We start from the raw sequence: 14,120 nt of genomic DNA on the forward strand, positions 1-14,120 counted from the left end.
AGTCCGTTTTCTATTTCCTATCGTATAAAAAATAGCGATTGCCAACCATCGATTAGGGTGACAATTCAGGTGACAAATTTGTAAGCTGCAGGGGGGAAATTCTGTGTCATTGTGATTCACATTTTTCAGAGTCCAAAACAAAAAAAAGGACGGAGCAGCTACTTCCTGCTCCGTCCTTTTTTCAATTACTTAGCAGCAGCCGGCTGCAATTGCTTTACGGCATCCAGAACCTGCTCTGCATGCCCCTTCACCCTTACTTTACGCCATTCCTGCACCAGCCTGCCCGCTTCATCGATGAGAAAAGTCGATCGGACAAGACCCATATACTCTCTGCCATAAAGCTTCTTTAATTGCCATACTCCATACAGCTCGCAAACTTCGTGCTCCACATCAGCTAACAACAGAAAAGGAAGCTCCTTCTTTTCAATAAAACGCTGATGAGACTTTACCGTATCTAGGCTAATCCCCAAAATAACAGTATTTCGTTTCAGCATTTCTGTGTTTGCATCTCGAAAATCACATGATTCCTGTATGCAAGCCGTCGTCATATCCTTTGGATAAAAGTAAAGGACAACATTTTTCCCGCGATAATCGCTAAGTGATACATCTTCTCCATTTGACGCCGGCAATACAAACTCCGGTGCCATATCTCCCACTTGAAGCTGTGTCATGATTAGTCCCCCATCATTTTTGCTGCACACCTATTCAATTAAAACCAAGCCGCTTAAGAGCCAGCTCCTCGGTATCGCTTCACGCCATGGTTCCATAACAACAGCCCTAGAGAGAACACGATAATTCCCATGACCGGAGTTAGGAGCGCGAGCTGTGAGAGATCATCCGCCTTCTTCTCAAGAAAATAAGAAGCTGGGATGACGCCTACAAAAGCAAACGGCAGCAGCCATGTTAATACGAAACGGATCATTTTGTTATAGATATTAACCGGGTAACGTCCATAATTTTGAATGTTGTACATCAATGGCACAATTCCAGTCGGTGCATCCGAATAAAAGGAAATGGCACTAAGTGCCGTGTAGAGCCCCGCATAAATCAGCACTGCACCTAATATTAAGAGCATCAGCACAAAGAGATCGAGAATCTCGAAAGGCAAACCGAGCTGTGTCCAGCATAGCACCATAATAATAGCCCCAACGAAGGAACCAATTAAAGAAGGTGGATCTACATTTTCGAGGAGCACCTGATATAGGCTGTGTGCTGGGCGGGTTAGAACACGATCCATCTCGCCCTTCACAATATAACGCTCGCTGAAATTCCATATGCTGAAGAAGGTGCTGAACACGCCATATGGGATCATGAAGAAACCATAAACGAAAACGACCTCTGCCTCAGACCAGCCGCCAAGCGACGGCGTGTGCTGGAACACGATCAGAATAAAGATGAGGTTCATCCCTTGGAACAATAAATCGGAAAGTACCTCGATCCAAAAGTCAGCACGATAAGTAAGACGCGTCTTCGCGTAGTTTTTAATGTATTCCAAAAATAATGATGCGTATCTCATATTTATTATCCCCCTTGCACGAACAACCGCTTGCGAGCGGCGCGCCACGTTAACCAGATTGGCACCAGCAGCCCAACAAACCAAAGCACTTGAATGCCAAACACCTGCAATATTTGATCGCTAGGCGTCCGCCCCGTGAAGACGGAGCTTGGCAAATACGTAATGGCTTGGAATGGCAGCCACTGCATAATAGCTGACAGCCAGCCTGGGAAAAACGCTATCGGCACAACTACGCCAGAAAACAAATCGACCATAACACGTTTCATTCGCATCATGCCTTCGTTATTTTCAACGAAAAATGCGAATAGGCCGGTCAAAATATTAATTTGCGAGTTGATAAGAAAGCTAAAGAACAGCATGACTAAATAAATTAGCCAGGTCATCGGATCTGTCGGTAATTTAACGGGAAATAGGAAACAAACGATAATCATCCCCGGCACCATGAAGAGCAACATTCGGAACAAGCCTTCTCCGAAACCTTGCATCATTTTTACGACTAAATAGGAATAAGGTCTAATAAGCTGTACTGCTACGCTACCGTCCCTAATTTCATTCGCTATCTCACGGTCCAGGTTATTGAAGTAAAAAGCACGAGCCATCCACGATACCGCAACGTAGGTTGTCATTTGGGTCACCGTGAAACCGGCCAGCGTCTCCTTGTCCCCATAAATCGCCTGCCATAGAAAGTAATAAGCACCGATATTAATCGCATAAATAATGATACCGCTATAATAATTAACGCGGTACGCAAGCATCATGATAAACCGTATTCGAATAAAGTCGATATAAGCGCTCATCATGATTGAACCGTCTCCTTGGATGTTGCCGCAGAGCCAGAGGAATAAATGCTTCGAACGATGTCATCGGTGTTTGTTTCGATAATTTTAATGTCGCGAATTTCAACGCCGCCTACAACACATGCCAATGCATCCGAGACATTAACGGCATGCGGCAGCCACATTTTTGCGCTCACTTCATTCTCCATCGTCCATGTTACATCGAGTGTGCTCGTCAACTGCTGCAGCTTGGCAAGCGCAGTATGCCCTGCAAATTGGAACTGAATTTCGCGTCCTTTGCTCCAACGGCTCTTCAGATCCTCCAGCCCGCCATCATAGATAATGCGGCCATCATCGAGCATAATGACGCGAGAACAAAGCGCCTCAATATCCTGGAGGTCATGAGTCGTCAGCAAAATAGTCGTACCCTGCTCCTTATTCATTTGCATCAGGAAATCACGAATTTCTGTCTTCACGACGATATCCAGACCAATTGTAGGCTCATCGAGAAAAAGAATGGATGGATTGTGAAGGAGCGAAGCAACAAGCTCGCAGCGCATCCGCTGCCCAAGGCTCAGCTTGCGTACAGGACGATTTAATAAGTCGCCAAGCTGTAGCCGCTCAACAAGCTCGTCAAGACGTTTGCGGAAATCCGCCTCCGAAACCCGGTATACTTTGCGCAATAATTGGAACGATTCAATAACGCCTATATCCCACCACAGCTGAGACCGCTGTCCGAATACAACACCAATGCCATTAACAAACTTCTCTCTATCCTTAAAAGGCACGTAGCCATTCACTTTGAGCTCGCCTGCGGTCGGTACCAAAATACCGGTCAACATTTTGATGGTTGTCGATTTTCCGGCTCCATTCTCACCAATATACCCGCAAATTTCACCCTGCGGGATTTGAAATGAAATATCCTTTACCGCCGTTACCTCGTTGTACTCGCGTTTAAACAAGTCCTTGAGGGCGCCAGATAGGCCTTCTCGGTTTTTTTGCACGCTGAATTGCTTGCGTAAATCCTTTACATCGATTGCTAACATCTGGTTGTTATAGCCCCTTCCACTTCGACATTTCCTAGGAAATAGCGATCTTTATTTACTTAAAACGATAAAACTTGCTTCTGCATGTCGTTCAGCTTTATAATTTTATGATATGTAATCATACATTAGTTCACGCCTAGCGTAAACGACTGTCTTTGCCTTGTGCAGCGAAGCTTTTGTTTGCTGATGAAATATAAGCTGTTAATAAGGCTCATACTTATGCGTTCTTATATTTCTAACGTATACTGCTCTGCTAACTTCTTTTTTTGGGAGCGGATCATTCGCTATGCCATCTTTGCTCATGCTTACATTGAAATCTACCCTCATTGTTTCAAAACGATTCCGCAATATCTGAAAGGAGCACGTCTAACGAAATGCCTAAAGAGACGAATAAAGAGACGACTGAAGAATCGAAAAATGAGACTGCTAAAATGGCGAAGAAAAAAAGATGGAAAAGGATTTATATCAGCCTCTCTGTCATTCTTGGTGTGGTAGCAGCGTTTGTTATTTATTGGAGCGTAGGTGTTTACAGTGCGCTTGATAAGTTCAGTGATCCAGAGCCAACAAAGGCTCCTATCGAGGATTCTGAAGCAACGCCAGTACCTATTCCTGAATGGGAAGGCAAAGAGCGCGTTAATATATTGCTGCTCGGGGGTGACGCTCGCGGGCTAGACGAGGGGCAAGCGGCTCGTTCAGACTCCATATTGGTTGCATCCTTTGATCCTGTAACCAAGAAAGCACATCTATTCTCCGTTCTTCGCGACACTTACGTCAACATAGAAGGACATGGGAAAGGCCGTATTAATACAGCACTTACTTTAGGAGAATATCCGCTCGCTATGAAAACGGTTGGAGACTTGCTTGGTCTCGACATACAATATTATGTTTATACCGACTTTGAAGGCTTTAAAAGCCTGATTGACGCAATGGGCGGCATTTACTTCGATGTCGAAAAAGATATGCATTACACCGATAACGCCGACGGCAATCGCTACGATATTGATCTCAAAAAAGGCTACCAGCTGCTTGACGGCGATAAAGCCCTGCAATACGTTCGTTTCCGCCACGATGCGATGAGCGATTTCACAAGAACGGAGCGTCAGAGAAATTTCCTTCAGGCGGTGTCCAAAGAGCTTCAATCGACATGGAACATTATCCAAATGAAAAAAATTCTTGAAAGCGTTCAGCCTTATGTGAAAACAAACATTAGTGTGCCGGATATGCTGAAGCTCGGTCAGCTTGGCGTCAAAAGCCATGTGGCCAGCACAACGCAAATACCGCCGATGGATCTCATTGCGGAGGATCGGGTTGGCGGCGCGTCTGTTATTGGAATTAGAGATGAAGATGAGCTGCGCTCCTTCGTACAAGCGACGCTGCAGGAAGACAACACCGTTCCAGAACCTACTGCTTCGCCAAGCAGTACACCAAGCGGCAGCGACAACAGCAATAAACAGCAGTAAACATACGTACACGCAACGGCGCTTCAAGTTGCGTGTATTTTGTTTCTAGCTGCTCCGCGGCTGTACATCATACGACACTCTTTCTCAACTTGTTTAAATGACTTACAACTATGAATCCCATTGGAGGCTGCTTTCCATGACAACAAAGCGACAAAATTCCGAAAAACTATATGAAGAAGCGCTGCAGCATATTGTTGGCGGCGTCAACAGTCCTTCCCGTTCTTACAAAGCGGTAGGCGGCGGCGCACCCGTATTTATGAAACGTGGCGAGGGCGCTTATTTCTGGGATGTCGATGATAACCGCTATATCGACTATTTAGCTGCTTATGGCCCTATTATTACTGGACATGCTCACCCGCATATTACAGAAGCTATCGTTCGTGCAGCTCAGAACGGTACGCTATACGGCACACCAACCGAGCTGGAAATTAAGCTTGCTCGCATGCTGAAAGAAGCCATCCCATCTCTCGACAAGGTGCGGTTCGTCAATTCCGGTACGGAGGCCGTCATGACAACCATTCGTGTCGCTCGCGCCTACACAAAGAAATCCAAAATCATTAAATTCGCAGGCTGCTATCATGGCCATTCAGACCTTGTACTCGTCGCAGCAGGCTCTGGTCCGTCTACTCTTGGCATTCCAGACAGTGCAGGCGTGCCTGCAAGCATCGCTAGTGAAGTCATCACCGTGCCATTTAATGATCTGCCTGCGCTGAAAGCTGCACTCGATCGCTGGGGTCACGAGACTGCCGCTGTTATGGTTGAGCCGATTGTCGGCAACTTCGGTATGGTTATGCCGCATGAAGGCTTCCTAGAGGGGCTTTGCAAGCTCACTCGCGAAGCTGGAGCGCTAGTTATATATGACGAGGTCATCAGCGCCTTCCGCTTCCATTACGGAGCAGCACAGACCTATGTTGCGTTCCCTGATCACCAAGCCATCGAACCGGATTTAACCGCATTAGGCAAAATCATCGGCGGCGGCCTTCCAATCGGTGCATACGGCGGACGCCGTGAAATTATGGAGCAGGTTGCCCCTCTCGGCCCTGCTTATCAAGCAGGTACGATGGCCGGTAATCCTGCCTCGATCTCAGCAGGCATAGCGTGCTTGGAGCTGCTCCAAGAGCCTGGCATTTACGATAGAATGAACGCACTGGCTACGAAGCTTGCAACAGGATTGCACGCCGCTGCCAAGCAGCATGGCATCCCGCTCACAATTAACCAAATTCGCGGCTCCTTCTCCGCACATTTCTGCGATCATCCGATTACGAATTATGATGAAGCACAGGATACAGACGGTGAGCTGTTCGGCAAATTTTTCAAGCTCATGCTGGATCAAGGCATCAATCTTGCACCATCCAAATATGAGGCTTGGTTCTTTACGACAGCCCATACCGAGGCAGACATAGATGAAACGATTAAAGCCATTAATTATGCTTTCACTAACTTGTAATAAATAAGCTTTATAGTTTAGATCATAAAAAAAAGCTCAGGAGCTGAAATAGGCTCCTGAGCTTTTCTTATTTCACCTGCTTTACTATAAGCAATCGATCATCCGATGGTGACGGGTTACCGCGGCCATCGGTATTATTCGTGATGACATAAGTACGTCCGTCCTTTATCTTTACGTCACGAAGTCTTCCTTCGCCTTCGAATACCCTTTCCATGTTTTTGGATGCAGGGTCATAGCGATAAAGCGCCTCTCCTACTAAAGCAGCAATCCATATTCCATTGTTCTCATCGATTGTCGCGCCAGAGGGCGCAATCGCATCTTCGCCGGTATGGTAAATAGGCGTTGTCATCCCTTCCTGCGCAGCGCTGCCATAAATCGCAGGCCAGCCGTAATTGCCGCCCGCCGCAATTTTATTAATCTCATCATGTCCGCCAGGATCTCCCGAAGGGCCATGCTCTGTATTAAACAGCACACCTTCACTATTCCAAACAAGCCCTTGAGGATTGCGGTGTCCATAAGAATACACATAGGAGCCGGAAAACGGATTGTCCGCTGGTACCTTGCCATCTAACGTCATTCGCAAGATTTTTCCTGCAAGGTTGTTACGATCCTGTGCCAGCTCCGGCTGCTGGGCATCTCCTGTTGTTACATAAAGCAGCTTGTCGGGCCCAATCGCCAGCCGTCCGCCATCGTGATTCGCAGCACCAGGAATGCCCTCGAGCAGTGCCCTGACCTCATCCCATTGCCCGCCATTTTGTTTAATAAGCACGACTCTGTTCATTACACGACCATTTTCTTCATACGTATGATACGCGAACGCCTCACGAGACTGAGCAAAATCCGGAGCAAGCAGGAAACCTAAAAATCCGCCTTCTCCGCGGTCATGTACACTTTTGAGCAAATGAACCGCTTGACGTGTCGTCGCATCGCCATCCACCTTCACAATATTTCCTTCGCGCTCGCTTATATAAACAATGTCCTCGTCAAAAGCAATAACCCAAGGCACTCTAAGCTCCTTCGCAAGTACGGTGTAAGCTTCGTCTTGTTCTTCTTGCTCTGACGGCTCAGTGCTTTCAGCAATTGCCATCGTTTTCTCAGGCTTATCCGTCGCTTCATTTACTTTTGTATTTGTTGACGATGTTTCATTCGGTTCGCATGCAACCAGCATGCCTAAACATAATGTTGTCATCATCATCATCGCAGCAATTCGTTTTTTCACTGACACCATCGCTCACTCCTCCTGGCTTATCTCCAGTACTTCCATGCTATTTCATTCGACAAAACACATTGTAAATCCTTGCAAATTTACGTATTTGTAATACATCATTGCATTATGGAGTCACGTTGTCTATAATGGACATTGTGGATCCATAATGATTAAGTATAAGTATCAAAGGAGGGTGAGTATACCCTATGCAATATTCAAAAAGTATCGGATATGCACTTCATGCTTTAATTCACTTAGCCCATGCTGAGCGCGGTCAGAACATAGGCATTAAAGATTTATCTTCTTCTCTCGGAGTTTCAGAGAGCTACTTGTCCAAGATTATGTCCAAGCTGCGCCAGGACGGCATCGTACGTGCTGTGACGGGTGCAAGCGGCGGCTACGAGCTTGCTAGAGCTGCAGATCAAATTACATTTTTTGATGTCATTCAAGTTATTGAGGGACGACAGCCTTTATATGAGTGCTTTAATATTGACGATCAGCATCATCATTTATTTTTTGAAGCTGAAGATTTAGAGCTTGAGTCCACTGACCATTCAGAAAATAAGGGATGTCTTGTAAAAAAAGTAATGATTGGTGCTGAGCGTCATATGCAGCAGTACCTTCAGCAGCATACGATCCAGTGGGTGGTAGACTCTGCTGCGTTCAATCCATTAACACAAACCGTGAAATAAACAAGACTCACTACTCTTTCTGCGTAAAAATAAAATTAGCCATTCGAGAGGATGTTTAACATGGAACAAATGATCGATGCAGCAATTATTGGCGGGGGACCTGCAGGCTTGAGTGCTGCTCTTGTACTAGGCAGAGCAAGAAAAAGCGTAGTTGTTATTGATGAAGGGCGTCCGCGCAACCGAGTTACTCGCGAAACTCACGGTTTTCTTACCAGAGACGGCATTAGTCCGGGCGAGTTTCGGCGAGTCGCAAAGGAGCAGATTAGCGCATATCCTACAGTTCATTTTGTAGAGGATGCTGCAGTGACGATCACTGGAACCGACGGCCATTTTCAAATTACGACTGCTCAAGGACAAATCTATCAAAGCAAAAAGCTGCTGTTTGCAGCAGGAATGAAAGACATCCCTCTCGATATTAATGGAATGTCTGAAGTATATGGCAAAAGCGCCTTCGTCTGCCCTTATTGTGATGGCTGGGAATTAAGAGACCAACCGCTTGTCTTGATTGTCAAAGGCGATAGAGCGCTGCACTCTGCCAAAATGCTGTCTGGTTGGACAAGCCAAATTACCATTTGTACCGATGGTCCTGATGAATGGACCGATGAGCAGCGTGAGGAGCTTAAGCTGCATAACGTTCCTACCTTTAACTCACCTATTCTGCGTATTGAATCTAGCGATGGCATGGTGAAGCAAATTGTGCTGGAGGACGGTACTATTGTTCCGTGTACAGGAATTTTCTTTGCACCAAAGCTTGCTGCAGGCTCAGACTTGCCGCAAACATTAGGCTGCAAGGTCACTGAAGCAGGGACTGTTTTTGTTGATATGTTTGGGAAAACAAACATTCCAGGTATCTATGGCGCTGGTGATGCAGCGACGGAGCTGTATCAAGCCATTACGGCTGCTTCGATGGGATCATTGGCTGCTGTGGGCATTAACAGCGAGCTGCTTGCAGAAGCTTGGAATAGCCGAGTTTAATACTTTCAAAATCATAAAAAAAGCAGCCTCGGCAATTTATAAGCCTGGCTGCTTTTTTGGTGTTTGTGTACACGCTGTCTATTGCGTTTATTCGTTTGCTTTCGCCTCGGCAAGCGCCGAGATAAGCTCCTGCTGAATATGGCCATTTGACGCTACGATATTTCGCGTTCCCAAATCGTAAGGCTTGCCAACTGTACTCGTCACAATACCGCCCGATTCCTGAACGAGCAGCGAGCCGGCAGCCAGATCCCAGCTATTCAGTCCAATCTCCCAGAACCCACTCAAGCGTCCTGCCGCCACATAGGCCATATGCATCGCAGCAGAGCCTGCTATACGGAGATTGCGAACCTGCGGGGCAACTGCTTGAATGCCTTTTAAATTTAGAGGCAGCGCATAATGATGGTCGGCCGGAAGACCTGTTGCAACCAAGCTGCCGCGCAGCGTATCCTCCTTGGATACCTGCATCCGTTTTCCGTGCACGTATGCTCCCTTGCCTTTTTCGGCTACAAACAATTCATCCTTCATCGGGTCATAGACCACGCCGACGATCACCTCGCCGTTATGCGCCAAGGCAATGGATACACAGAAAAAAGGGAATCCGTGAACAAAGTTCGTCGTGCCATCAATAGGATCAACGATCCATAAATATTCAGCGTCACGGATGTTCTCCAGCGCGCGCGTTGACGCTTCCGGCCCAGGCTCTACGCCTTCTTCTCCCAAAAACGAATGATGGGGAAAATGAGTCATCACTAGATTTTTTATTAAACGCTCGGAACCTTTATCAATTTCTGTAACAAGATCATGCGAGGAATACTTTATATCAAGGCTTGCAAAATTGCCAAGCTTCGTCTTAATCCATTCTCCTGCTTTCGACGCACAATTAATTGCGACAGCAGTAAAGCTTTTACCGCCAACGACGGAAGTACTGTTCTGATCATTCACGATCCATCACTCTTCCCTCTATGTAAATTCACGAACATTTCTATCCATGTTAAGGTCTACTACGTTTGATGCTTTTACCAAGTTTCGCATGATTACTCCAACCATATCAAAATGAACGCAAGCCTTCAATGATTAATTGACCCGCAAGCAGAAGAAGCGTCACTCTAAGCAGCCAAAGTAAGCCCTTGCCGCTCATTTTCACAGCAATTGCCGCCCCCAGCTTTCCGCCGATCCAAGCTCCAGGCACTAATGCAAGCACGAGCAGCCAATCTGTTTCACCAAGATAAACGTGCATGCCGCTCCCTAGAATGGATGATAAAAAAATAACGAACATTGACGTTGCAGTCGCCATATGAGGCGGAAAACGAAATAACAGCACCATAAGGGGGACAAACAGCGACCCGCCTCCGATTCCAAATAAGCCAGACATGAGACCTACGCCAAAACCGATGCCGAGTGCAGGAATAATACCATAGCTGTACGTATGCACTTCGCCTGATGCATCGGTCATCGTTCGAACGATCGGCCACTGCTTCGTAAACGGTTTCATGTAGTCACGAGCAATTAATAATGATGCCATCAGCAGCATGAAAATACCAAAAACAAGCTGAAATACACCCGCAGGCAGCTTTCCTGTAAGCGCGGAGCCAATCATTGCTGCAGGCCCGCTTGTCACAAAAAATATCCAGCCGCTGCGGAAATCAACGATTTTGCGTTTGGCATAGCTCAGTGTAGATGCAAGTGCCGTAACGACTAATACCGTTAATGATATGCCAACTGCTGTTGCATGTCCAATAGCTTCTCCCGTTAATGTGGGACCAATGAGCATTAAGACAGGAACGATAATGATGCCGCCGCCAAGTCCTACAATACTGCCAAACATCGCTGCTACTACGCCAAGAAGTACAAGAAGTATCCATTCCATGCCAATTCACCTTTTCAATTACATAATGATGCATCTACTTGGAAGCGCCCGCTATATAATAACACCGCCAAGGCAAGCCCTGACGGTGTTATTTTGCTGCTAATCAGTAGAAATTTCTACGCGGCCGCCATCCAACACCTTGATGCCTTCTGCGCTTGCTTCCAGTTGCCTTAAGTCTTCTATCAGCTTCATCAAAGCCTCGTCCTTGCTTTTGGCTTCAAGCATACAATCCAAATATTCGGTATTTCTAGCCGCATGACGCAAAAACTGTACAAGCGGCTCCGCTTCCACATGATCTGCATGACCACGGGGGTCAGATAAGCTTTTTGGACTGGAAGCGTGAATTTTGGGAGGGAGCTGGCTTGTACTAGCTATGCCCAGCCGCTCTCGCTCTTTGTCCCAGGTTTGAACAATACGCGGCCATAAATGCTCATATAATTCGTCATCTGAGATGTCTCCTGCATTAACAGCATGATGGTGAATGTCGAGCACCATCGGAACCTCAACTTGCTCAGCCGCCTCTAGCGTTTCCCTGACATTGAACGTTTTATCATCATTTTCAAGCGTAATCCGATGTTTAAAGCGAGGCGACAAGGAGCTGAACTGGCGAACAAAACGTTCACCAGCTACAACCTTGTCGCCGTATGCTCCACCGATATGTATATTGCATTTTGTCGCTTCATCAAGCCCCATTGCCTCTAGCATAAGAATATGATTGAGCAAATCCAGCTCTGATTTCGCGAGCACCTCCGGTCTAGGCGTGCTGAACACGCAGAAATGATCCGGATGAAAGGACACTCTTATTCCTTGCTTCTGAACGAACTCGCCAACTTCCTGAAAAGCTGGTGCTAGCGCTTCAAATGGATTCCAGTCCAATAAGTCCTCATGAGTAGCAAGGGGTATAAGCTTTGACGAAAAGCGATACATTTGAATGTCGCTGGCTTTGCAATGCTTCAAAATCCGCAGCGTACTGCGCAGGTTTTCCTCTGCTATTCTTTCCAGCTTCCGAATTCCTGCCTCGCGGTCGTTTAGCTTCGAGAAGTTCGCAAACGTCATCGTTCTTGAAGGCGATGCGTTCTCAACCTGCAAGCTCATTGCGACAAAACCTAATCTGACAATCATCGATTAGGCCCTCTCTCCAAAAAACATTTCAAAAGCAAGCGCCGTTTGAACTTTTGATTCTTCTTCAGTCAATTTTCTCACGAGCTCCATCTCCACTTGTGTCACTTCTTCGCCTTGAAAATTAATTTCTGCGATAGAAGCTAAAATGCGGACAATCGCAATCGCTTCATTGGCTGGTGTATAAGCAATCACCTTTTGGCCAGTTGGAAATACGCGAAAGCCGCTCTTGACCATTTTGCCCCGACCATACTCCAACAATTCATAGAGCTCTTGTTCGGACTTAAATTTGCACACAGAATTAAACTCAGTTGCAAAACCCATATTATTTCCCTCCTTTCAGTGAAATTTCTACCGTGCCTTCAAAGGGCTTTACTACCAAACCTTTAAAGGCTTATTTCAAATCTTTATAACTTTTAATATCAACAAATCAAACCTTTAAAACATTAATATCAAACCTTTAAACCTTTAATATCAAACATATTAAAACTTTAAACCCTTTTCAAGCTTTTCGAACCCACCCAAACCCTCCCTTCCAAGGGAGGGCCCCAAGGGTTGCACCCTCTGGACACCCGCAACTGAACTAACCTAAGAGTTACACTGCACGAGCTTTCTACTTTTGCGGGGGATCGCTTTCGTCCCTGCGGGACACGCTTTACTTTTGGTGTGTTAATGAATTAATGAACAACTTGTCCATTTTAAGAAGGAAAAAAGATCTTTTACCTGTTTACCTTGGATACAAAGATAAGGATTGAAGCCCCAAAGTAAATAATAAAAGAAATTTTTCCCTATATCTTTTTCTCATATGTGTACAAACAGTTATAGAAAGTTAAGAAAGTTATAGAAAAAATAACAAGTTAGAGATCCTTAGAAATGTATCTTACGATTGTGATGCTTCTCCTGTAAAATCTATCCGTTGCTTCTCCGCGTGGCGGGAAAGAGCTAAGGAAATTAATGTGTCTAACAATTCTTTATATGGAATGCCGGTTTCTTTCCACATAAGTGGATACATACTGATAGGCGTGAAACCAGGCAATGTGTTGACTTCGTTGATAAATAGCTGATTGTCGCTTTTGCGAAGGAAAAAATCTACGCGTGATAATCCCGAGCCATCAATGGATTGAAATGCACGAACGGCCATTTCGCGAACGGATTCTGTAAGCTCAGGCGACAAATGAGCCGGAATTTGCATAGTCGATTTTCCATCGATGTATTTGGCTTTGTAATCGTAAAATTCGTTAGAAGGCGCAATTTCACCAGGTAAGGATGCTTTGGCATCATCATTGCCAAGTACGCTTACTTCGATCTCGCGGGCATCTACGAACTCTTCAACAATAACCTTGCGGTCAAAACGGAACGCATAGTTGATGGCATTAATAAGCTCTTCACGGTTTTTCGCTTTGGATACGCCTACACTAGAACCTAGGTTGGCTGGCTTAATAAAGCATGGATAGCCGAGTGAAACCTCGCATTCCATGATAAAGAAAGATGCGTCTCTCTCCCACTGTGTACGGTTGAAGTACCGGAAAACGCATTGCGGCAAGCCTTCTTGCGCAAATACTTTTTTCATTAGAATCTTGTCCATCCCAACGGCAGAAGCGAGAACACCCGCTCCGACGTAAGGAATGTTCGCCATTTCGAACAGCCCTTGAATGGTACCATCTTCACCAAATGTTCCGTGCAGCAAAGGAAAAATCACATCAATGCGCGGCTCATCGCCAGCCGTTTTTGAACTTCTATTTAAGCGTTGAAATAATGGAGCAAGAGCAAAGCCATTTTCCTCAGCTTCGTCTGTTGTGTTGCGTAGATCTTCTACACTGCTTGGACGGTTATGCAAAACGGCTCCCGTTTTCCATTCCCCTTGCTTCGTAATATAAAAAGGCTTGATTTCATATTTGCTGTAGTCAAATTCACCCATTACTGCGTAAGCCGTTTGCAAAGAGACCTCATGCTCTCCCGATTTCCCCCCGTAAACTAAACCTACTCTAACCTTGCTCCCCATGGCATATCCTCCG

At 45.9% G+C, this 14,120-nt stretch carries 14 protein-coding genes; 4 read left to right on the forward strand and 10 right to left on the reverse strand.

Annotation, left to right across the window (positions count from 1 at the left end; translation table 11 throughout):
- Window positions 1-185: 185 nt before the first annotated feature.
- The 4 genes from bcp to ACIFSR_RS26185 are packed head-to-tail and all read right to left on the reverse strand — an operon-like array spanning window position 186 to window position 3,338.
- Entirely contained in the window at window positions 186-671 is a 486-nt protein-coding gene (gene bcp / locus ACIFSR_RS26170) for a thioredoxin-dependent thiol peroxidase (protein ID WP_076271136.1), read from the reverse strand.
- 53 nt (window positions 672-724) lie between these two features.
- Window positions 725-1,516: an ABC transporter permease gene (locus ACIFSR_RS26175; RefSeq protein WP_339206889.1), complete on the reverse strand. Its 792-nt coding sequence runs from the start codon at window positions 1,514-1,516 to the stop codon at window positions 725-727.
- A gap of 5 nt (window positions 1,517-1,521) precedes the next feature.
- Window positions 1,522-2,316, reverse strand: coding sequence for an ABC transporter permease (locus ACIFSR_RS26180; protein WP_076271138.1), 795 nt, complete (start codon window positions 2,314-2,316; stop codon window positions 1,522-1,524).
- Window positions 2,313-3,338, reverse strand: coding sequence for an ABC transporter ATP-binding protein (locus ACIFSR_RS26185; RefSeq protein WP_339206887.1), 1,026 nt, complete (start codon window positions 3,336-3,338; stop codon window positions 2,313-2,315). The genes ACIFSR_RS26180 and ACIFSR_RS26185 overlap by 4 nt, the downstream gene beginning before the upstream one ends.
- Window positions 3,339-3,769: 431 nt before the next feature.
- Between ACIFSR_RS26185 and ACIFSR_RS26190 the strand changes: the two genes are divergently transcribed.
- Together ACIFSR_RS26190 and ACIFSR_RS26195 are read left to right on the forward strand one after the other, a co-directional pair.
- On the forward strand, window positions 3,770-4,798 hold the full coding sequence (locus ACIFSR_RS26190; RefSeq protein WP_430061139.1) for an LCP family protein: 1,029 nt from the start codon (window positions 3,770-3,772) through the stop codon (window positions 4,796-4,798).
- A 136-nt stretch (window positions 4,799-4,934) separates the two neighbouring features.
- Window positions 4,935-6,245, forward strand: a complete 1,311-nt coding sequence (locus ACIFSR_RS26195; protein ID WP_430061103.1) for a glutamate-1-semialdehyde 2,1-aminomutase — start codon at window positions 4,935-4,937, stop codon at window positions 6,243-6,245.
- A gap of 67 nt (window positions 6,246-6,312) precedes the next feature.
- Here the strand turns inward: ACIFSR_RS26195 and ACIFSR_RS26200 are convergent, their stop codons facing one another.
- Window positions 6,313-7,473, reverse strand: coding sequence for a PQQ-dependent sugar dehydrogenase (locus tag ACIFSR_RS26200; RefSeq protein WP_430061105.1), 1,161 nt, complete (start codon window positions 7,471-7,473; stop codon window positions 6,313-6,315).
- A 185-nt stretch (window positions 7,474-7,658) separates the two neighbouring features.
- On the opposite strand from ACIFSR_RS26200, the gene ACIFSR_RS26205 reads away from it, so the two are divergent.
- Window positions 7,659-8,144, forward strand: a complete 486-nt coding sequence (locus tag ACIFSR_RS26205; protein WP_076271141.1) for an RrF2 family transcriptional regulator — start codon at window positions 7,659-7,661, stop codon at window positions 8,142-8,144.
- 60 nt (window positions 8,145-8,204) lie between these two features.
- Complete coding sequence (locus ACIFSR_RS26210; protein WP_430061107.1) at window positions 8,205-9,119, forward strand: NAD(P)/FAD-dependent oxidoreductase; 915 nt, start codon at window positions 8,205-8,207, stop codon at window positions 9,117-9,119.
- Between the two features lie 87 nt (window positions 9,120-9,206).
- On the opposite strand, the gene ACIFSR_RS26215 is transcribed toward ACIFSR_RS26210, so the two are convergent.
- The 5 genes from ACIFSR_RS26215 to ACIFSR_RS26235 all read right to left on the reverse strand — a co-directional run bounded on the left by ACIFSR_RS26215 (window position 9,207) and on the right by ACIFSR_RS26235 (window position 14,107).
- On the reverse strand, window positions 9,207-10,061 hold the full coding sequence (locus ACIFSR_RS26215) for an inositol monophosphatase family protein (RefSeq protein ID WP_339206882.1): 855 nt from the start codon (window positions 10,059-10,061) through the stop codon (window positions 9,207-9,209).
- A gap of 106 nt (window positions 10,062-10,167) precedes the next feature.
- Window positions 10,168-10,986, reverse strand: coding sequence for a sulfite exporter TauE/SafE family protein (locus ACIFSR_RS26220; RefSeq protein ID WP_339206881.1), 819 nt, complete (start codon window positions 10,984-10,986; stop codon window positions 10,168-10,170).
- Window positions 10,987-11,085: 99 nt separating this feature from the next.
- Entirely contained in the window at window positions 11,086-12,108 is a 1,023-nt protein-coding gene (gene uvsE, locus ACIFSR_RS26225) for a UV DNA damage repair endonuclease UvsE (protein ID WP_430061109.1), read from the reverse strand.
- Window positions 12,109-12,111: 3 nt separating this feature from the next.
- A complete protein-coding gene (locus tag ACIFSR_RS26230) occupies window positions 12,112-12,429 on the reverse strand; it encodes a hypothetical protein (RefSeq protein ID WP_054026471.1) in 318 nt (105 codons plus the stop codon).
- Between the two features lie 556 nt (window positions 12,430-12,985).
- Window positions 12,986-14,107, reverse strand: a complete 1,122-nt coding sequence (locus tag ACIFSR_RS26235) for a D-alanine--D-alanine ligase (RefSeq protein ID WP_339206877.1) — start codon at window positions 14,105-14,107, stop codon at window positions 12,986-12,988.
- Window positions 14,108-14,120 lie beyond the last annotated feature (13 nt).

This window comes from Paenibacillus sp. NRS-1760 (assembly GCF_050467785.1).
GTDB lineage: Bacteria > Bacillota > Bacilli > Paenibacillales > Paenibacillaceae > Pristimantibacillus.